General features: G+C 63.0%; 19 protein-coding genes. 8 read left to right on the plus strand and 11 right to left on the minus strand.

Annotation, left to right across the window (positions count from 1 at the left end; genetic code table 11):
- Window positions 1–16 precede the first annotated feature (16 nt).
- A complete protein-coding gene (gene dsbD / locus WDB86_RS17790) occupies window positions 17–1,843 on the minus strand; it encodes a protein-disulfide reductase DsbD (protein ID WP_341485969.1) in 1,827 nt (608 codons plus the stop codon).
- Window positions 1,844–1,915: 72 nt separating this feature from the next.
- Between dsbD and WDB86_RS17795 the strand changes: the two genes are divergently transcribed.
- Together WDB86_RS17795 and WDB86_RS17800 are read left to right on the plus strand one after the other, a co-directional pair.
- Complete coding sequence (locus WDB86_RS17795) at window positions 1,916–2,593, plus strand: response regulator transcription factor (RefSeq protein ID WP_339109870.1); 678 nt, start codon at window positions 1,916–1,918, stop codon at window positions 2,591–2,593.
- Window positions 2,584–3,981, plus strand: coding sequence for an ATP-binding protein (locus WDB86_RS17800; RefSeq protein WP_341485970.1), 1,398 nt, complete (start codon window positions 2,584–2,586; stop codon window positions 3,979–3,981). The genes WDB86_RS17795 and WDB86_RS17800 overlap by 10 nt, the downstream gene beginning before the upstream one ends.
- 15 nt (window positions 3,982–3,996) lie before the next feature.
- On the opposite strand, the gene WDB86_RS17805 is transcribed toward WDB86_RS17800, so the two are convergent.
- Entirely contained in the window at window positions 3,997–4,917 is a 921-nt protein-coding gene (locus WDB86_RS17805) for a DMT family transporter (protein ID WP_341485971.1), read from the minus strand.
- 151 nt (window positions 4,918–5,068) lie between these two features.
- On the opposite strand from WDB86_RS17805, the gene WDB86_RS17810 reads away from it, so the two are divergent.
- Window positions 5,069–5,530 carry an Lrp/AsnC family transcriptional regulator gene (locus WDB86_RS17810; protein ID WP_330629634.1) on the plus strand — a complete coding sequence of 154 codons (462 nt, stop codon included), beginning with the start codon at window positions 5,069–5,071 and terminating at the stop codon, window positions 5,528–5,530.
- A gap of 3 nt (window positions 5,531–5,533) precedes the next feature.
- On the opposite strand, the gene WDB86_RS17815 is transcribed toward WDB86_RS17810, so the two are convergent.
- Genes WDB86_RS17815 through WDB86_RS17825 form a run of 3 tightly spaced genes read right to left on the minus strand, consistent with a single transcriptional unit; the run spans window position 5,534 to window position 7,583 of the window.
- Window positions 5,534–6,544: a DUF4105 domain-containing protein gene (locus WDB86_RS17815; protein WP_406737086.1), complete on the minus strand. Its 1,011-nt coding sequence runs from the start codon at window positions 6,542–6,544 to the stop codon at window positions 5,534–5,536.
- Between the two features lie 60 nt (window positions 6,545–6,604).
- Window positions 6,605–6,880 carry a YiaA/YiaB family inner membrane protein gene (locus WDB86_RS17820; RefSeq protein ID WP_330629310.1) on the minus strand — a complete coding sequence of 92 codons (276 nt, stop codon included), beginning with the start codon at window positions 6,878–6,880 and terminating at the stop codon, window positions 6,605–6,607.
- A gap of 25 nt (window positions 6,881–6,905) precedes the next feature.
- Window positions 6,906–7,583: a PspA/IM30 family protein gene (locus tag WDB86_RS17825; RefSeq protein WP_341485974.1), complete on the minus strand. Its 678-nt coding sequence runs from the start codon at window positions 7,581–7,583 to the stop codon at window positions 6,906–6,908.
- Between the two features lie 161 nt (window positions 7,584–7,744).
- On the opposite strand from WDB86_RS17825, the gene WDB86_RS17830 reads away from it, so the two are divergent.
- Window positions 7,745–8,326, plus strand: a complete 582-nt coding sequence (locus tag WDB86_RS17830) for a TetR/AcrR family transcriptional regulator (RefSeq protein WP_330629308.1) — start codon at window positions 7,745–7,747, stop codon at window positions 8,324–8,326.
- A 66-nt stretch (window positions 8,327–8,392) separates the two neighbouring features.
- Here WDB86_RS17830 and WDB86_RS17835 read toward each other — a convergent pair whose 3' ends face one another.
- Window positions 8,393–8,854, minus strand: a complete 462-nt coding sequence (locus WDB86_RS17835) for an Lrp/AsnC family transcriptional regulator (RefSeq protein WP_330629307.1) — start codon at window positions 8,852–8,854, stop codon at window positions 8,393–8,395.
- Between the two features lie 120 nt (window positions 8,855–8,974).
- Here WDB86_RS17835 and rocF point away from each other — a divergent pair, with 120 nt between their 5' ends.
- The 3 genes from rocF to nhaC all read left to right on the plus strand — a co-directional run bounded on the left by rocF (window position 8,975) and on the right by nhaC (window position 12,626).
- Window positions 8,975–9,904: an arginase gene (rocF, locus tag WDB86_RS17840; protein ID WP_339109866.1), complete on the plus strand. Its 930-nt coding sequence runs from the start codon at window positions 8,975–8,977 to the stop codon at window positions 9,902–9,904.
- Window positions 9,904–10,965, plus strand: a complete 1,062-nt coding sequence (locus WDB86_RS17845; protein WP_406737087.1) for an ornithine cyclodeaminase — start codon at window positions 9,904–9,906, stop codon at window positions 10,963–10,965. Before rocF ends, WDB86_RS17845 begins: the two co-directional genes overlap by 1 nt.
- Window positions 10,966–11,177: 212 nt before the next feature.
- Entirely contained in the window at window positions 11,178–12,626 is a 1,449-nt protein-coding gene (nhaC, locus tag WDB86_RS17850; protein ID WP_330629305.1) for a Na+/H+ antiporter NhaC, read from the plus strand.
- Between the two features lie 227 nt (window positions 12,627–12,853).
- On the opposite strand, the gene WDB86_RS17855 is transcribed toward nhaC, so the two are convergent.
- The 4 genes from WDB86_RS17855 to WDB86_RS17870 form a co-directional block, all read right to left on the minus strand.
- On the minus strand, window positions 12,854–14,296 hold the full coding sequence (locus WDB86_RS17855) for an aldehyde dehydrogenase family protein (protein WP_341485975.1): 1,443 nt from the start codon (window positions 14,294–14,296) through the stop codon (window positions 12,854–12,856).
- A 73-nt stretch (window positions 14,297–14,369) separates the two neighbouring features.
- Window positions 14,370–15,320 carry an agmatinase gene (speB, locus tag WDB86_RS17860; protein WP_330629303.1) on the minus strand — a complete coding sequence of 317 codons (951 nt, stop codon included), beginning with the start codon at window positions 15,318–15,320 and terminating at the stop codon, window positions 14,370–14,372.
- Window positions 15,313–16,788: a cytosine permease gene (locus WDB86_RS17865; RefSeq protein WP_341485976.1), complete on the minus strand. Its 1,476-nt coding sequence runs from the start codon at window positions 16,786–16,788 to the stop codon at window positions 15,313–15,315. Before WDB86_RS17865 ends, speB begins: the two co-directional genes overlap by 8 nt.
- Window positions 16,789–16,799: 11 nt before the next feature.
- Window positions 16,800–16,961 (minus strand): hypothetical protein, encoded by a 162-nt coding sequence (locus WDB86_RS17870; protein ID WP_330629301.1) that lies wholly within the window; start codon window positions 16,959–16,961, stop codon window positions 16,800–16,802.
- A gap of 155 nt (window positions 16,962–17,116) precedes the next feature.
- Between WDB86_RS17870 and WDB86_RS17875 the strand changes: the two genes are divergently transcribed.
- Complete coding sequence (locus WDB86_RS17875) at window positions 17,117–18,022, plus strand: LysR family transcriptional regulator (protein ID WP_330629300.1); 906 nt, start codon at window positions 17,117–17,119, stop codon at window positions 18,020–18,022.
- A gap of 61 nt (window positions 18,023–18,083) precedes the next feature.
- Here the strand turns inward: WDB86_RS17875 and WDB86_RS17880 are convergent, their stop codons facing one another.
- Window positions 18,084–19,460, minus strand: coding sequence for a dipeptidase (locus WDB86_RS17880; protein WP_341485977.1), 1,377 nt, complete (start codon window positions 19,458–19,460; stop codon window positions 18,084–18,086).
- Between the last annotated feature and the right edge of the window lie 189 nt (window positions 19,461–19,649).

Below are 19,649 nucleotides of genomic sequence, written 5' to 3' on the forward strand. Positions count from 1 at the left end.
GCCCGGGCGGGGGCCACTAGGAGGGATGCGCCGCGAGTGCGCTGTGCAGTTGGTCTGCGGTGATCTCGCCCAGCAGCCGCGTCTCGCCCTCGGGGGTGACAAAAATCATGGTCGGCGGGCCGATCACCGCAAGCTGCGTCATCAGGGCCTGACGGTTCTGGTCAAGGTGGCTGACATCCACGACCAGCCGCTGCCAGTTCTGCAGGGCGTGACGAATGGCTGGGTCGGTCAGAACCTTGCGGTCGATGGTCCGGCAGGATGTGCACCAGTCGGCGGTGACATAGATCAGCGTCGGAAGACGGGTCTGCCGGGCGTGGGCCAGCGCGGCGTCCAATGCCTCCGGCGTGCCAATCGCCTGAAACGCCGCCGCCGCGTCTTCGGTCAAGGGCCTTTCGGTCCGGCCCTGTAGCGCGGCCAGCGGTTGCAGGGGGTCCGTGCCGCCCAGTGCGGCCCCGACCCCCTGCAGCGCACCGCCGCAAAGGGCGATGGCCCCCAGCGCATTGCCCATGCCTGCGCCGCGGCCCAGCAGGCTGCCGCCAAGGCCCAGCAGAAGCACCGCCCAAAGCGCAAGCGTCAGTGGACCGGGCAGGATGCGCCCCAGCAACCAGATCGCGAGGGCCAGAAACAGCAGCCCCATCGCGCGGTTGACCAGCCCCGTCCACGGGCCCATTCTCGGCAGGATACTGGCCCCGAACAGCCCGACGGCCAGAAGCGGCATGCCTTGCCCGAGCCCCAGCGCAAAGAGCGCCCCCATGCCAAGCACGACATCCCCGTTTTGCGCGATATAGAGCAGGGCTCCCGCCAAAGGGGCGGTGACACAGGGGCCGATGATCAGGGCCGACGAGAACCCCAACAGGGCCGCGCGGGCCGGAGATCCCGGTCGTGGCGCGATCTGCCCGACCCGTGCGGCCAGTGCCTGCGGCATTTGCATGGTGAACAGACCGAAGCTGCCCAAGCCCAGCAACACAAAGACCCCCGCCATCAGCCCGACCGCCAGCGGTTGTTGGAGCAGGATCTGCAGATTGGCCCCCGAAACGGCCGCCACGGCGCCGATCAGCGCAAAGGCCAGTGCCATTGCCAGCACATAGACCGTGGCAAGGCCCAATCCGCGCCGCGGCGTGATGCCCTGTATGCGGGTGCCGATCATGGCTGCGACAATCGGCACCATCGGCAGCACGCAGGGGGTAAAGGCCAAAGCCAGCCCGAAGCCGAAAAACGCGACCACCACCCAGAGCGCGCCGCCCGACTGCCCCAAAGAGGCCACCAGCCCCGAGGCTTCTTTCGCCGGAATGCCTGTCTTCGCAGTGTCTGCCAATGCAGGGTCTGTGGGCGGAAGGACTGCCTGCGGGGCTTCTGTTTGGAGCGGCCCTGTTTGGTGCGGCGTGCTTTGGAGCGGCCCTGTCGGGGGGGAGGCCGAAGCTGCGGGCGGAACCACCTGACGCGCCTGCGGCGGATAGCACAGCCCTGCTTCCTCGCAGCCCTGCCAACTGAGGGTTGCGGTATGATTGATAGGGGCGAAAACGACACGGGCATGGTTCTGCCAGATCTCGACCTGCCCGAAATTCGGGTCCTGCTTGCTTTGGGTCGGGCTGGCCTCCACCCGAGGCGCATCAGGGCTTAGCGTCAGCCTGTCCTCATAAAGGTAATAGCCTTTGGCGATGTCCATCGTGACAATCAGCCTGTCCCCCTGCCAGCGGGTTTGCACCCCGAACGCCTGATCGGGGGGCAGGGGCTGGGCGCGCGGGGTCAGGCTGTGCCGCAGATCCGGCTGGGCAGAAGCGGCGGTGCCAAGTGCGACAGTCAGCGTCAGGGCAATGGCCAGAAGGGACGGAGTGTGTTTCATAAGGGGCAGACAGGAAATCCACCTTAAGTCAGTCTTAAGGTTGGTGCCGCCCCTGACGCCAAAGGAGACATCATGCGCTTACTTGTGGTTGAAGATGATCATGTGCTGGCCGACGGGCTTGTGGCAGGGCTGAGGATCGCGGGGTTTGCGGTGGATCAGGTCGCCACGCTGGAGGATGCGCGCCATGCGCTGGCCGGCATTGCCTATGCCGCGCTTGTGCTGGATCTGATGCTGCCGGACGGTAGCGGGCTGGATCTGGTGGCCGAACAGCGCAGGCGGCACAATCAGGTGCCGATCCTGCTATTGACCGCCCGCGATCAGGTGGCCGACCGCGTGGCAGGGCTGGATTGCGGGGCGGATGACTATCTGGGCAAACCTTTCGAGCTTGACGAACTGGCCGCGCGGTTGCGTGCGCTGATGCGCCGCTCGGACGGGCGGGCCGAAGCGCAACTGCAGGTGCAGGGGCTCTGTCTCTTTCCGGCCGAGCGGCGTGCGGTCTATCTGGACCGCGAGCTGTCCCTGTCGCGGCGCGAATATGCGGTCTTGCTGGCGCTGGCCGAACGCCCCGGGCGGGTGCTGGCGAAATCCGATCTGGAGGACCGGCTTTATGGTTGGGGGGAAGAGATCGAAAGCAACGCAGTCGAGGTGCATATCCATCATCTGCGCGCCAAGCTCGGGCGCGGGTTCATCGAAACCCTGCGCGGCATCGGTTACCGTATCCGCCCCGAGGAGGGCCGGTCATGTCGATAAAGCTCCGGTTGTTCCTGATCCTCACGGCCTCGACGCTGATCGTCTGGTTCTCGGCGGTGGTCTGGATCGAACATGTCACCCGTGCGCAGGTGGAAAAGGTGCTGGACGCGCGGTTGATGGAAGCGGCGCGGATGGTGGCCTCTTTGGTCGAGAGCAGCGATATGCGCAGGGGTGACAGCGCTCAGGCGGCGGGGGCACTGTCGAGGGGGGCACAGGCGAAGGGGGGACAGGCGGCGGGGGCACTCCTGACGGGAGCGGGGTATACGCAGCAGCAATTCTGCCAGATCTGGTCGCTGAGCGGGCAGATGATCGGACGTTCGGAAGATGCGCCGGACGGGCGGCTTCTGTCCTTTGACCAGACCGGCTTTCACGATGTGACCAGTCAGGGCAAGGCGTTGCGGGTCTATGCGATCGTCAATCCCGATCTGCGGGTGCAGGTGACGGTGGGCGATAGCCTCGAGATGCGGGACCGGCTGGTGCATGGCGTGGTGGAAGGTCTGGCCCTGCCTGCCTTGGTTGTGCTGCCCCTGATGGGCGGGCTGATCTGGTGGTCGACAGGGCGTGGGCTAAAACCGCTGGAACGTCTGGCCAAGGCGCTGGGGCACCGTCATATCGATGATGCGGGCCAGATCCCGCAGCAACCCGCCACGCCGCGCGAAATCCGTCCGGTGATTGCCGCGCTGAACGATCTTCTGGCACGGCTCCATCGGGCGCGACGGCGCGAGAAGGATTTTGTCAGCTATGCCGCGCATGAGATGAAGACCCCCTTGGCGGGGCTGAAGATGCAGGCCTATGTCGCGCGCCATGCCCCTGACGAGGCCGCGCGGCTTCATGCTCTGCAGGCGATCGAGTATTCGGTGACCCGCACGGACCGGATGGTGCGGCAACTTCTGGATCTCGCGCAGATCGAGAACCGCCCGCTGGAACCCGCAGCACTGGATCTGGCGGCACTGGCGCGCGAGCAGATGATCTCGCTGACCGATATGGCGGATGCGAAAGGGGTGGGCTATGCCTTGGAAGCGCCCGAGCGGCCGATGATCCGCAGCGATGCTGTCCTGCTGGGGCTGGCCATCCGCAATCTGGTGGAAAACGCGATTCATGCCACAGCCGCCGGGGGGCAGATCGGCGTGGAGGTCTGCCTGCGGCCCGAGGGGGTTGAACTGGCCGTCTATGATGGCGGGCCGGGGCTGCCGCCAGAGCTGGCCGGAAGGATTGGCGAGAAATTCCTGCGCCCGTCCGCTGCTGGCGGATTGGGCAGCGGGCTGGGGCTGGCCATCACATCGGATGCCCTCGCGCTTCTGGGCTGTCGTCTGGTCTGCGCGCAGACGGTGCGGGGCCATAAGATGAGCTTCCTGCTGCCGTCCGCCCACTCCGGTGTCGGCCTCTGACCTCGGGTTTTGATCTCAGGCTCTGGATGTGGCGCGGGCGGCAAGGACCATGCCGCAGAATACCAGCGCCAACCCCGTCAGGAACAGAAGTGACAGCCGGTTTGCCAGCAGCAGCACCGACGCCGCAATGCCGATCAGCGGCACACCCAGCGTGACATTCGACATGGCGAATGCCGAAATGCGGCGGCCATAATCTGCCGCGATCACAAAGCACAAAGAGGTGGCGACAGGGCCGATAAAGACCAGCATCCCGACCAGAGACAGGCTCCAGCGGATCTGGCGGGGCGGGCCCTCAAGCCAGAAGGCCCCAAGACCAAGGCAGAGCGCCGCCAGCGCCATCTGCCACGGCGCAAGGGCCAGCGGGCTGCTGTGCCAGCGGTGACGGCGGATATGCACGATGACCCCCGACCAGCAGATCGCCCCGATCAGCAGGAAGCCCGCCCCCATGAAGGCATCGGGCTGCGTCCAGTCGGTTTCCAGCGGCGAACAGACCAGCGCGATGCCCGAAAGGCCAAGCCCCAAAGCGACAAGCTGGGCGCGGCTCGGGCGCTGGCGCAACATCACAGCGCCCAGAAACACGGTCCAGAGCGGGGTGGTATAGGCCAGCAGCACCGCATGGCTGGTATCGGTCACCGTCATGGCGATCATCCCGAGACCGGTGAACACGGTCATCTGCAACAGGGCGATGCTGAGCACGATCGGCAGGTCGGCGCGTTTGGGCCATGTGATCGCGCCCCGCACGGCCAGCACCGCAAACAGGCATAGGGCGGCAGAGCCGAAGCGGAATGTCGCCAGCCAGAGCGGCGGGATCTCTTGCAATGCCATCTGGGTCGCGGGCCAGCTGAGCCCCCAAAGCAGCACCATCATCCCCAGAGCGCCCCCCGTGCGCGACAGATCGGAGGGTGGAAACAGGTGAAGGGCTGGGGAACTGAGCATGGGATATCCGGTGTGACTGGTTCGGCCCATCTTTTCGTATCATCGCGGGTGAAGCTGTTCTTTCTTGCTGCGGAATGGCGGTTTATAGGTATATCTCACCGCTTATCTGCCAATGAGGGAAAAATTGAACCGCAAGCCCGAAGATCTGGATATGGCCAGCCTGCGCATTCTCGAGGCGCTGCAACAGAATGCGGAACTCAGCACGGCCGAGTTGGCCGCCCATGCACATCTGTCTGCCTCGCCCTGCTGGCGGCGGGTGGCCGATATGCGCGAGAAAGGGGTGATCCGTGGGTCGGTCGCATTGGTTGATCCGGTGAGCCTTGGCTTGCTGGTCAATGTGTTCGTGCATGTGACGCTGGAAAAGCAGGAGAAAAAGACGCTCAAGACCTTTACCGATGCCATCCGGAACCGGCCCGAGATCATGGAATGCTATCTGATGACCGGTTCCGAGGATTTCATGCTGCGCGTCGTGGTCGAGGATCTGTTGCGCTATCAGGATCTGGTGATGAATTTTCTTACCCAGATCCCCGGTGTGGCCAATATCCGCTCCAGCTTCGCGCTGGATCAGGTGAAATACACCACCGCGCTACCGACCAATCACCTGAAGACCTGAGCGTTATTGTGCAGCCAGTTGCGGCTCTGGTTCCGGTTGAGGGCGGCGCACCCATGCCGAATAGTCACCGCCCTCCGGCAGGGCACGGGCACGGGCGCTGATCTCGGCACTGGCGCGGCGGGCCTGCATCGAAGGGGCGGGGTCCAGCACGCCCAGACGGTCGAGATATTCGGGCAGGCGTCCCGAGAAAATCAGATCGCTGCCCAACGGCAGGTCGGCATCCAGCGTCTTGGCCAGCCGGTAGACGGTTGTCGTGCAGTTTGCGGTGATCGTATTGTAGAAGGCAGGCTTTTCCTCAAGCTGTTGCGCCAGGTCGATATAGGACAGGAACAGCGTGCGGCGTTGTGCAGCGGTCAGGTTCACAGGATAGAGGCTGACCGTTTCCTGCCGGTAATTCGTGCGCAGCTTGACGATATCCTCTTCGGTGGCGGCAATCAGCACCATTTCGAACTGCCGGAAGAACCCGCCCAGCTCATTGAAACTTTCACCGGCCTCGCGGCGGATTTCGACAGAGAAGGCGACCTCGCGCCCGTCGGCAAAGCCGAAACTGACGATGAGATGGGCGATATCGGGATTGTCCCAGACCGATGTCAGCATATCCACCCGTTCAAGCTGGGTCAGGTCATATTCCTGCGTGATCCAGCGCGGTGTCGCGGTGTCGCGGGTTTTCCAGTCGAAATCGCGGATATTGGCCAGTTGGACCAGATCGCCGTCGCGGCGGGCGATCACCCCGCGCGATACCTCCGGAGCCCAGTCGCGGTCCTGACGGGGCAGGATCGTGCTATACCATCCGGCCATGATGCAGGCCGCGGCCAGAAAACCGGCATAGGCCCAGCGTTTGCGCCATAGGCGCAGCCCCCAGAGACCGCAGGCGGCCCCGCCCAGAAGACAGAGCGCGGCCACCCGCAGCGGTCCGTCCAGATGGAACCAAAGGGCGCAGGCGCTCCAGCCGGTGGCAGCCAGAAGAACAAGGCTGAAACAGATGATACGAAAGGTTTTGAGAAAGAAGGTCATGGGAACCACCATCGGCTGGAGCAAGCCACCAGCCCGTCGACGGGCCGGCAGCTATCGGGATCAATCGTGTTGCGAGCTTTCGGACAGCAGGCGCTCGGTGCGGGCATCCTCGAGCTTGTTATAGATCCGGTCGGCTTCTTCCTTGTCGCGCAGGGCTTTGGTGATCGAGGCGGTCGAATAGACCAGCATGATGGCCGCCATGCTATAGAACCCTTTCGCGGCAAAGCTGGCCTCAAGGGAGTAAATCCCGCCAGCCATCATGATCGCGGCCAGAGCGAAGTTGAAATAGGTGAAGTAGTTCCAGGCTTTCGAAGCATGCGGGATGTAATTGTTCATGGGTCTGTTCCTTCGGGAATAAGGGTTATTGGGCTTTGGCTTTCAGGCGGTCAAGGACCGCCGAGGCCGAGGATTTCTGGGCAGGGCCACAGCCTGCTGCGGCCAGCCTGTCGCGGGTGGTTTCGGCCTCGTTGGGCAGCGACAGCGCGGCAAGGGCGGTTTCGGTGCTTTCGGTCAGGGACTGGCGGTCCTGCAGACGCTTCAGCGTCGCTTCGGCTTCGGCGATCGAGGAGACCACACCGGCAGGGGCCGCGCCACGCAGGCGTTGGGTGCGGTCGGTGGCCTCGGCCAGTTGCTTGCCGCGTTGCAGGGCGCGCAGGCGCTGTTCCGCAAGCGACATCTCTTCCCGCAATTTCCGGATCTGCGCGGTATAGGTCGCAATCGCCTGCTGGCTAACGGCGCGCTCCTCTTCAAGCTGGGCAATCACCTCGGCGGCCTCTTGCGCCAGATCCAGCTTGTCTTGGGCCAAAGCCGCACAGGCACGGGTTTCCAGATCGGCCAGTTGCGCTTCGATCCGTTGGGCATTCGTTTTCTCGCGCTCGGCATAGGCCATTGTCACCGCCACAGAGCGCTTGGCGGCCTCCAGCCCTTGGGTCGCATCGCGCAACTGCTGGCGCAGGATGGACATGGCATTGGCATCGCTCAGGGCTTCGGCCGCATCATGGCTGCGGGCGCGAACGAGCGTGCTGATAAATTTGAACATCGAAGACCTCGTTTCTTTCTTATCTGACGCGGGGTGCGCCGTGGAACGCGTTGACTTGCATTCGTTTTTCGTTATGAACGCTGTTCATGAGGACTGTTTACGAGAGTCATGAACGATGTTCAAGCCCTTTTGTGAACGCTGTTCAAAAAAATCGAGGACCTATGAACAAAGACGCAAAACGTGAAGATCTGAAGCAGCGCCTGATCACAGCCGCCGAAGACCAGATCAGGGAGCATGGTCTGGGCGGGCTGAAGGCACGGGCCGTAACCGCACAGGCGGGATGTGCTTTGGGGGCGCTATATAATGCGGTGGAAGATCTCGACATGCTCGTGCTGCACGTCAACTCCAAGACGCTGGCGCGTCTGGGGCAGGAGCTTGCGCAGGCGGTGCGGCCCGATATGACGGCCAAAGCGGCTCTTCTGGCTCTGGCGCATGCCTATGTGGCCTTTGCCACGCAGAATGAACGGCTGTGGATTGCGCTGTTCGAGCATCGTCTGCCCGAGGGGCGCGACATCCCCGACTGGCACAAACAGGACCACGAGCAGTTGATCGCGCAGATCAACGGCCCGCTGTCGCAACTGGTGCCGGGACTGAGCGGCGATCAGCTCTCCATGCGTGGGCGCACCCTTTTTGCGGCGGTGCAGGGGGTGGTGCATCTGTCGTTCAAGGGGCGGTTCGTCGGCGTCCCGCGCGAGCATCTGCAATCCGAAGTGGCGGCTTTGGTGACCGCGCTGGTCGGGTAGGGCGTCTTTCCGGCCCCTGCATTTTGTGGCCCTGCATCCTGTGCGCCCGTTCCGGCGGGCGCGCCTCTAGCCTGCTACATGGGTCAGCAGCAGCGAGCTTTCCGAGTTGATCACCCCGGGCACCTCGCGAATCGCACGCAGCACCTTGTCGAAGGACACAAGGGTGTCGGTGCGGATATCCACCACCAGATCCCATGCCCCGTTGGTTGACCATACGGTGCTGACGCCGTTGATCCGCGAGAGCGTATGCACAACCTGCCGCGACATGCGGCCTTGCAGCTCGACCATCGTGATGGCGCGCACCCCGCCTTCCACATCCACATCTGTTTCAATGGTAAAACGGCGGATTCGCCCGCTGGCCTTGAGGCTGTCAAGCCGCGCCTTCACCGTGGTGCGCGACAATCCGGTGACCTGCGCAAGCTCGGTAACCGACATGCGTGCATTGTCGCGAAGGGCGGAGATCAGCGCGTGGTCGCTGGCCGAAATATCCGCCCCGAGGATGTCACCATTTTTTCGTAAACTCGTCATTATGCCCATCAGTATTTTCAAAATGATCAGATATACTTTCTATATGGTCAATTTAATTGTCAAATAAGATCTTTTCCTGTGCATGATTTACAAAAGATTTGACGAAGAGGGGACGAGACAATGTCCAGAACCTGCGCCATCCTTGGCGCGCCGATTGAAACAGGCGCATCGCAGCGCGGTTGTCTGATGGGGCCTGCAAGCCTGCGGACTGCCGAAATCGATTCCGAGCTACGCGCGCTTGGTTGGGATGTGACGGATCTGGGCGATGTCACCATTGCGCCGGTCGCACCGCAGACCCATGCCAATCCGGCGCTGCACCATCTGGCCGAGACCTCGGCATGGATTACGGCCCTGCAGAAAGCGGCATTCGAAGCAGGCAAAGCCTGTGATGTCCCGATCTTTCTGGGCGGCGACCACTCGATGGCGGCAGGCACCGTGCCGGCTATGGCGCGTCGTGCCGCCGATGAAGGACGTCCGCTGTTCGTGCTCTGGCTGGATGCGCATCCCGACATGCATACGCTGGCAACCACCGAAAGCGGCAACCTGCATGGGACGCCTGCGGCCTATTTCACGGCGCAGGAAGATTGCGAGGCCTATCCGGCTTTGGGCCATGCCGTTGATCCCGCCAATATCTGCATGATGGGGATCCGCTCTGTCGATCAGGCCGAGCGTGAGCGCATCAAGAAGATCGGTCTGGAAGTGCATGACATGCGCGCCATCGACGAAACCGGTGTGCTGCCGCCGCTGCAGGCCTTCCTTGAACGGGTGAAGGCGGCCAATGGTATGCTGCACCTGTCTTTCGATGTCGATTTCCTCGACCCGTCGATCGCACCGGCGGTCGGCACCACCGTGCCCGGCGGCGCCACCTTCCGCGAAGCGCATCTGATCATGGAAACGCTTTGCGACAGCGGGCTTGTGACCTCGCTCGATCTGGTCGAGCTGAACCCGTTCCTCGACGAACGCGGCCGGACGGCCGTGCTGCTATGTGATCTCACGGCGAGCCTGTTCGGCCGCCGCGTAATGGACCGTATGACAAGGAGTTTTGGCTGATGACACTCGCGCCTTCCGCATTGGCCTATGTGCCGTTCGTTTCCGTAGAAAATATGATGGGCCTCGTGAACCACATCGGAATCGAAGATTTTCTGAAAGAACTGGCCGTCTATATTGAAGAAGACTTCAAGCGCTGGCCGGAATTCGACAAGACCCCGCGCGTGGCATCGCATGTGCCCGGCGGTGTGATCGAACTTATGCCGACGGCAGACAAGTCGCTTTACGGCTTCAAATATGTCAACGGCCACCCCAAGAACACCAAAACCGGCCACCAGACCGTGACCGCATTCGGCGTTCTGTCGGAAGTCACGACGGGCTATCCGGTGCTGCTGACCGAAATGACGGTGCTGACCGCGCTACGCACGGCGGCCACCTCGGCTCTGGTGGCAACCTATCTGGCCCCCAAAGACGCCTCGGTGATGGCGATGATCGGCAATGGCGCGCAATGCGAGTTCCAGGCGATGGCGTTCCGCGCGCTCTGCGGGATCAACACGCTGCGCCTGTATGACATCGATTCGAAAGCGACCGAAAAAGCGCAGCGCAACCTTGTGGCGCGCGGCTTCGAGGTGGTGACCTGCCGTTCGGCGCAGGAAGCTGTGGAAGGCGCGCATGTCATCACGACCTGCACCGCAGACAAACAATATGCCACGATCCTGACCGACAACATGGTCGGCGCGGGTCAGCATATCAACGCCATCGGCGGCGATTGCCCCGGCAAGACGGAACTGCATCGCGACATCCTGCTGCGGTCCGACATCTTTGTGGAATATCCCGAGCAAACGCGCATCGAGGGCGAGATCCAGGCCTTGGATGACGATTATCCGGTGACCGAGCTGTGGCAGGTCATGCGCGGCGAGATCCCCGGCCGTCGCGATGCGAAACAGCTGACGCTGTTCGATAGCGTGGGCTTTGCCATCGAGGATTTCTCGGCGCTGCGTTACGTGCGCGACAAGGTTGCGGGCACCGCGTTCTCCGAGCGCCTCGACATGCTGGCAGACCCCGATGATCCGCGCGATCTGTTCGGCATGGTCACGCGCGCCGAAGTGGCCCCCGCGAACTGAGCCTGCGCGCCCCGCACCCGCATCAGGGCGACATCCTGTACATGCGGTGAGGGGCGAAAGCGTTCACAACCTGCGTTGTCGCCTGAAATTTCCGGCTGCAACGCCCCGAAAAGGGCTGGAGGATTCCATCCTCGGGTCCTAAACCACAACAGCCCCGCAATAGGGGCGTCAGACAGGGGCCCGCCGTTCGGGCCTAGACAGGGAATTAGTCGATGATGCCAGACCTGCCCGAAGGGGCGCGCCTTCCCAAATTGTGGGAAGCGGTGTTCTCCTTGCTTTCGCTTACCGTCGGAATCGGTGTTTCAATCGTGCTCTACGGGCTCGACCCGCAAGTGCCCATGTTGCTGGGGGTCATTGCCGCCAGCCTGATCGGGGTGCGGGCAGGGTTCAAATGGCATGATATCGAACAGGGCATGGTCCGTGGCATCTCGAATGCCCTGCCCGCAATCATGATTTTGCTGGTCGTGGGGATCTTGATCGGCGTCTGGATCCTTGCCGGTGTGGTGCCGACGCTGATCTATTACGGGCTGACGGTGCTGTCGCCCAGCGTCTTCCTGCCCGCGACACTGGTGATCTGCTCGATCTCGTCACTGGCCACCGGTTCCAGCTGGGGCACGGCAGGGACCATCGGCGTGGCACTGATGGGGGTCGGGGCCGGTCTGGGCTTCCCGCTGCCCATCGTTGCAGGGGCCGTCCTGTCGGGGGCCTATTTCGGGGACAAGATGTCGCCGCTGTCCGATACCACCAATCTGGCTCCGGCGATGGCGGGCACCGACCTGTTCACCCATATCCGCCATATGACCTACACCACCGGCGTCACCATCACCCTGACGCTGCTGATCGAGATCGGTCTGGGCCTGCATTACAGCGCGACCGCCGTCGACCTGACCCGTATCCAGACCATTCTCAGCACGCTTGAACAGAACTTCACCATCTCGCCGATCCTGCTTCTGCCGCCGGTGCTGGTGATGCTGGTCAGCTATCGCAAACTGCCCGCCATTCCGGGGATTACGGTCGGGATTCTGGCCGGTGCCCTGTGCGGTGTCATTTTCCAAGGCGCGGATTTCGCGCATCTGATGACGGTCTCGTTCAACGGGTTCAGCGCAAGCACGGGGGTCGAGGATGTTGACAGCCTTCTCTCGCGCGGCGGGATGCAAAGCATGCTGTATACCGTGTCGATCATCCTCGTTGCGATGATGTTTGGCGGCGTGATGGAACGTACCGGCCAGATCCGTGTCGTGGCGTTGCATATCCTGTCGCGGGCGAAATCGACCGGTTCGCTGATCCTGTCCACCGTTTTGACCGCAGTCGGCGCCAATCTGGTGCTCTGTGACCAGTATATGTCGATCGTGATCAGTGGCCGCAGCTATGCCGATGCCTACCGTGCCCGTGGGCTGGCACCGCAGAACCTGTCGCGCGCCATCGAGGATAGCGGCACGGTCACCTCGGTTCTGGTGCCGTGGAACTCCTGCGGGGCCTATCAGGCGACCACGCTGGGCGTTGCGACGCTGGCCTATCTGCCCTTCACCTTCTTCTGCTGGCTCTCGCCGCTGGTGACGGTGCTGTTTGGCTATATGGGCTGGACCATCACCCCGCTTGCCAAGGACGAGGCCGAGCCCGTTGCCGCCGAGGGCGCCGAGCCCGTGGCCGAGGAAGCCTGAGCAAGCCACGATCCGGTCAAACGGACGCAGAACAGGCGGGGATCTCCCCGCCTGTTCTCATTTGGGTTACTCTCATTCGGGCGGCGGGAGGCCCGAGACCCCTGCCTGAAGAGATAGGGCCCTTGCCGCACACCCGAGGCCCGTCACCGGAAGGGGCGGATATAAAATTGCGGGCCCCGCTTCCGGCAGGGCCCGCAACTCGGGGAAAGGCAGGGAAGGCGGGCGGTCTAGCCCTGTGTGGTGATAAAGCTGCGCTGTTGATAGGCCTGCAATCCGGCCGGTCCCAATTCGCGCCCGATGCCGCTGGCGCGGAAGCCGCCCCACTGGCTTTGCGGCAGGATGATCTGTGGCGCGTTGACCCAGATATGGCCTGCGGCGATCTGGCTGGCTATCCGCTGGCCGCGCGCGGCGTCGGCGGTCACCACCGTCGCGGCCAACCCGAATTCCGTATCATTGGCCAGCGCGATGGCCTCATGCTCCGATGCGGCCTGCCGGACAGACAGGATCGGCCCGAAGAGTTCCGCACGCCAGAGGAAGCTGTCTGTCGGCACATCCGCATAAACCGTCGGCGCGACGAATTGTCCGGCCAGATCCGTGCGCGCGGCACCGCCGGTCAGACATCGCGCGCCTTCGGCCTTGGCGCGGGCGAAATGCTCCAGCACATGGCGGTATTGCGGCGCAGTGGTGATCGGCCCCATCTGTGCCCCGTCCGGCGCGCCAAGGCGGCGTGCCCGCGCGCCCTCGACCACGGCATCAATCAGATCCGGCGCGATCGGAGCCTCGACGATCAGCCGCGAGGTGGCCGAACACATCTGGCCCGCATTCATGAAGATCCCGTCCAGCACCAGCTCTGCCGCCCGCGCCGGATCGGCATCGGCCATGACCACAATCGGGGATTTTCCACCCAGCTCAAGCGAGACCGGCACGATCCTGCGCGCGGCGGCTTCCATCACCTGCGCGCCCACGGGGTTCGAGCCGGTAAACGACAGTTTGGCAATCTGCGGATGGTCGCAAAGCGCCTGCCCGACCTCGGCAAAGCCCGTGAGAATGTTCAGCACACCGGCGGGCAGGCCCATTTCGGCCGCGATATCGCCATAGACCAGTTCGGCCAGCGGTGTCATCTCCGAGAGTTTCAGCACCACGCTACAGCCCGCAGCCAGCGCCGGGGCAATTTTCCATGCGCTTGTCACCAGAGGGAAATTCCACGGCACGATCAGCCCGACCGGCCCCACAGCATGGGCAAGCCCCCGCCCAGTCAGCCCGTCCTCCGACAGATCCTGCACAGGGGCGGGACTGTCCAGCGCACGCGCCAGTCCCGCGTAATAGTCAAAGCAGGCCGCCGCATCGGCCAGATCCAGCTCGGCCTCGGCGCGCGGTTTGCCATTATTGCGCATCTGCAACGACACAAGCGCCGCATGGCGCGCCCGCAATCCTTGGGCAAAGCCCTCCAGAACCTGCGCCCGCGCAGCCCCTGTCAGAGACCGCCATGCGGGAAATGCCCGCGCGGCGGCGGCGCAGGCCATGCCGGTCTGGTCACGATCAGCGGCACCGATACGGGCAAAGATCTCGGAGGTCGCGGGGTCCATCACCGTGATCCGTGCCTCGGCATGGCCTTCATGCCAGAGGCCATCAATGAAAAGCGGGCGGGGCCGGTGGGTAAGGTCGGTCATGCGTTAACGGTCTTTCGGGAAAAGGACGGGCGGCCCTGTGGCATCGCATCTGCCACAGGGCCGCGCTTCGGGGTCAGCGGCGCGCGGGCAGGGCGCAGAGCATCTCGTAGAGCAGATTGGCCGCAATCACGGCGGTGTTGCCCGAGGGGTCATAGGGCGGCGAGACCTCGACCAGATCGCAGCCCACAAGATTGAGCCCCGCACATCCACGCACGATTTCGTAGGCCTGCCATGTCGACAGACCGCCCGGCTCGACAGTGCCCGTACCCGGTGCGAAGGCCGGATCGAGACTGTCGATATCGAAGGACAGATAGACCGGCGCATCGCCCACGCGGGCGCGCACCTCTTCCATCAGGGGCTTGAGGGACTGGTACCAGCACTCTTCGGCCTGCACCACGCGCCAGCCCTGCTGGCGGCCCCAGTCGAAATCATCCGCCGCATAGCCTGTCGCCCTGAGCCCGATCTGGGTCACGCGGTCATTCAGCAGACAGCCGTCTTCCCATGCGCGGCGGAACGGGCAGCCATGCGCCACCGTTTCGCCGAACATGTCCTCGTTGGTGTCCGAATGGGCATCCACATGGATCAGCGCAACCGGCCCGTGTTTCTTGCGCATCGCGCGCAGGATCGGCCATGTCAGCGTATGATCGCCGCCCAGGGTCAGCGGAATGGTGTCATGGGACAGGATCTCGTCATAGAAGCTTTCGATAATCCCGATGGATTTCTTCAGATCGAATGTATTGATCGGGACATCCCCGATATCGGCCACCTGCATCCGTTCGAAAGGGGCCGCCCCCGTGGCCATGTTATAGGGGCGGATCATCCGGCTTTCATCGCGGATCTGGCGCGGGCCGAAACGGGTGCCCGCGCGGTTCGAGGCGCCGATATCCATCGGGATTCCCACGAAACAGGCGTCCAGACCCTTGGCGCTGTCCTGAGCGGGCAGCCGCATCATCGTGGCCGGTCCGCCAAAGCGCGGCATCGTGTTGCCTCCCAGCGGCTGGTTGAACGCAGAAGAATTAGTCATGACGTGGTCCTTTACGGTCGGAAATACTGCGATAGCCGCCTTTGCCTGCCGGAATGACCCAAAGCACCGAAAGCAGGAGGTGGCAGAGGAAGGCGGCCATGAAGGCGGGGATCGAGGCCGAAAACGCGGTGAACACAGCGTTGCCGACAAGGGCATAGGGGTCGAAAAGCGCGGCATAGGTGGCAATCCCTGCGGCCAGAGCGACCAGCGGTGCAGGGTTGATGCCCGCCCAGAAGTGATAGCGCCCCTGCGGCCCTGTGGTATAAAGCGCCTCCAGATCGACCCATTGCCGCCGCAGGATATAGTAATCGGCAATGACAATGCCGATGGCCGAGATCAGCACGGCCTGTGTCCATGCGACAAAGACGAAGAAGCGGTCATAAAGCTCGCTGGCGGTGAACAGGATCAACAGCGCGCAGATGGCGAACATGGCCCCCGTCAGGGCGGTCCAGCCGATCCGCTGGGTCCAGCTGCCCAGATGCTGGGTAAAGGTCTGCGCGCCCGAGAAGACGAAGCTCGACATGCTGGTGAGGTTGGCGAAGGCCAGAAAGGCCAGCAGGACCGCCCCCACGGCAGGGCCGACAATCGGCAGCATCCACACGGTCGGGTCGCTATCGCCCATCACCAGCGCCGCCGTCAGACCCACCATCTGCGCCAGCACCGCCACCGGCACCAACCCGATGAAACTGCCCCAAGTGGCGCTGCGCTGGGTTCTGGCACCGCGGGCGATATTGCCCACCGCGCACCACCAGCCCGCACCGGCGGCAATATTGAGTTCGATGGCCAGCATCAGGTTGGTGGCGTGGCTTGCGGCGGGGTCGATGGGGGCTGCGGCCACGATTTCGGCCCAGCTATGCTGTGTGAAGATCATCGCGAACAGGATCGCGCTCATCACGATCAGGCCCGGTGCCACAAAACGGTTGAGAAGCCGCACGGCCTTGTCGCCCTTGGCCACGATCAGCCATGCAAAGGCCAGAGCCGCAAAGGCAAAGCCGGTGATCACGGTGGTGTTGCCGCTCAGATCGGTGCCGCCGATATAGCTGATCACCTGTGTCGAGGCGCGTCCGAACATCAGCGCCAGAATGGTGGTCCAGCCCAGAATGAAGGGCGCGATCAGACCGATGGCCAGCACCAGCACACCGATTGCGCCGTAAATGGCCCGCTGCATCACGAAATGCTCGGTGCCCCATTTGCAGGTCATGATCGCCGAGGCCATCATCATCACGACCGCGCCGAGGATATTGCCCACGAGCATTGTCCAGAGCCCGTCATAGAAGCCGACAAAAAGGGCGGTCACACCGCCAAAGAGAAAGGCCCATGTGGCGATGGCCAGCCCGCTCTGGACCCAGACGAAATCCAGAAGGCCCCAGCTGCGGTCTTCGGCCAGCACCGGAAGACAGTCGCGCATCGCCCCGTGATGGGCGCCGGGCAGGGCTGAGCGGGACGGGAGGGAAGATGCCGATGTCATGCGCGCCTCCCTTACAGAACCAGCGCCGCCAGAAGGGCGAGGGCGGTGATCGCGAAAAGGACGAGCCAATCGGCTTTGGGCAGCGGGCGCAGGGCGGGGTCGGTTGCGGCCTCTTGCTGTTTGCGCTCAAGCCGATAGCTCAGCTCGGCCCGCATCTCGGGGGAAAGTTTCATACCATTATCCTGTTGCATGATGATGTCTTGACCGCAAAGCGGCGCATCATCTTTGTCATTGAGAGCTTCGGGCTATCAGCTCTGCCGACAGGGGGCTATCATTTGCGGACGAAAGAATTCATAGATAAACATCAATGCTTATTTTCGGGGGGCCGATGCTAACTGACCTGACAGGGGCAGATTTACGCGCTTTGCACGTATTTCAGACGATTTGTGCATGCGGAAGCTTTGCCGCGGCTGAACGAAAGTTAGATGTCCGGCAATCCACCATCAGTGTGCAGATCGCCAATCTGGAGCGCCGTCTGGGGTTCCGGCTGTGCGACAGGGGGCCCGGCGGGCTGCGCCTGACCGAGCGGGGGCGCACCCTTCTGGAGGCCAGCGCGCGGCTTAATCTGGCGGTGGAAAGCTTCACCCAGACGGCCGCGGCGCTGACCAACAAGACCGTGGGCACATTGCGGCTGGGGCTGATGGACCATCTGTCGAACACGCCCAGTTTTTCGGTTTCGAGACTGCTGCGCGGCTTTCACGAGCTTGCGCCCGAGGTCAATTTGCAGGTGGTGCAGGATATCCAGTCGGTGCTGGTGGACCAGATCCTGAATAAAAGTCTCGATATGGCCATCGGGGCGTTTCCGGCGTCGGATGCACAATATGACCGCCTGCCGCTTTATAAAGAGCGCCAGTTTATCCATTGCGGCCCGCTCCACCCGTTTTTCAAGGATGCGCCGCAGGACTATGATGCCGAGACGTTGGAAGCGCAGCGATGGGTGCGCCGGAGCTACCGGCTGGACCCCGAAGCGGGTTTCCCGCTGGCCTTGGGGCCTGCCGCCGCCACGGCAGCCAATCTGGAAGCGGTGGGGGTGATCCTGAGTGCGCTGCCGGTGCTGGGCTATCTGCCCTCGCATGCAGCGGCCTCTTTCGTGACCCGCAACGAGATCCGGCGCGTGACGGATAACTATTCGGTCACCTTCGAGGTCTCGCTGATCTCGCGGGCCGGACAGCGCGACACCGCCGCGATGCGCCATCTGCGCGATCTGGCCGTGCAGGCCAAGAAACGGCGTTGAGGCCGCGCGGGGCAGGGGCCATGGCCTCCGCCCCGCGGGTTTGCCGTAAAGCCGTGAAGGGTCAGCCGTTGAGGCGGTCCAGAATACGCACCCAGGACCGGATGCCCTTATGGAAGCTTGTCACGTCGTATTTCTCGTTCGGGCTGTGAATGGCGTCATCCTCATTGGCAAAGCCGATCAGCATCGCATCCATGCCGAGGATATCCTTGAAATAGCCCGCAATCGGAATGGACCCGCCCATGCCGGTAATCACCGCCTCGCGGTCCCATTCATCGGTCAGCGCAAGACGCGCTTTCTCGAATTCGGGGCGGGAGGTGTCCATGAAGGCGGCTTTCGCCCCGTCAAGGCTGCTATCCCAGTGAATTTCGGCATCCTGCGGCACGCGCGCTTCCAGATGCGCGCGCAGTTTCGCCCGCACATCGACGGGGTCCATATCCCCCACCAGACGGCAGGTGATCTTGCAATGGGCCTCGGCGGGGATCACGGTTTTCGAGCCCGCGCCCTGATAGCCGCCCCAGAGGCCGTTGATTTCGACCGTCGGGCGCGACCATTGCTGCTCGAGCGTCGAATACCCCTCTTCGCCATGCGCCTTCGTCATGCCGACACCGCCCAGATAAGCGGCCTCGTCAAAACCGCAGGTCTTCCACATGGCGAGTTGCTCTGCCGGAACCTCGGAGACACCCTCATAGAACCCGTCCACCGCGACACGGCCCGTCTCGTCATGCAGCGAGGCGATCAGCTTCGAGATTTCGCGCAGCGGATTGAGCGCAGGCCCGCCATAAAAGCCCGAATGCAGGTCGATGCGCGGACCTTTCAGCGTGAATTCTTCTTTCAGCATCCCGCGCAGACTGCCTGCGATTGTCGGCACTCCCGGGGACACCATGCCGGTGTCGCAGATCAGCGCCAGATCGGCTGTCAGTTCGGCGGCATTGTCTTTCATGAAAGGCACAAGCGAGGGCGACCCCGATTCTTCCTCGCCTTCAAAGAAAATTGTAATATTGCCGGGCAGGGTGCCAGTGGCCGCTTTATAGGCGCGGCAGGCCTCGATGAAGGTCATCAACTGGCCCTTGTCATCCGACGCCCCACGGCCACGGATCACTTTGCCCTTGGCGGTATCCTCGATCTGCGGCTCGAAGGGCGGCGTGTTCCACAGGGCCAGCGGGTCGACGGGCTGCACGTCGTAATGGCCGTAAAACAGCAGATGCGGGCCTGCGCCCTCATGGCGGGCGACAACCATCGGATGGCCTGTGGTGGGGCGGATTTCTGCCTTGAAGCCAATAGATTGAAGATCCTTCACCAGCCATTCCGCCGCCTTGGCGACCTCGGGCTTACAGGCCGGATCGGTGGAAATCGACTGGATGCGCAAAAGCTCCATCAGGCGGTTCATGGCATTGTCGAGATCGGCATCGACTTGGTTCAGGACAGCATCCACAGACATCACATACTCCTTGTTTGGGCCGACCCTAGCAGCGTGTGCGGCACTGTCCAGTGCCGCCCGCCCAGGCGGGCGCAAAGCACGGGCATGGCGGCTTTGCCATATATGCATAGGCTGCGACCATAGGTGCATTTGAAATCATTCTAAAATTGCGTATTTAAAGAGCAGCCTTTGAAAACACGCATCTGTAAT

The sequence above is a fragment of the Thioclava sp. GXIMD4215 genome (assembly GCF_045291555.1).
Taxonomy (GTDB): Bacteria; Pseudomonadota; Alphaproteobacteria; order Rhodobacterales; family Rhodobacteraceae; genus Thioclava; species Thioclava litoralis.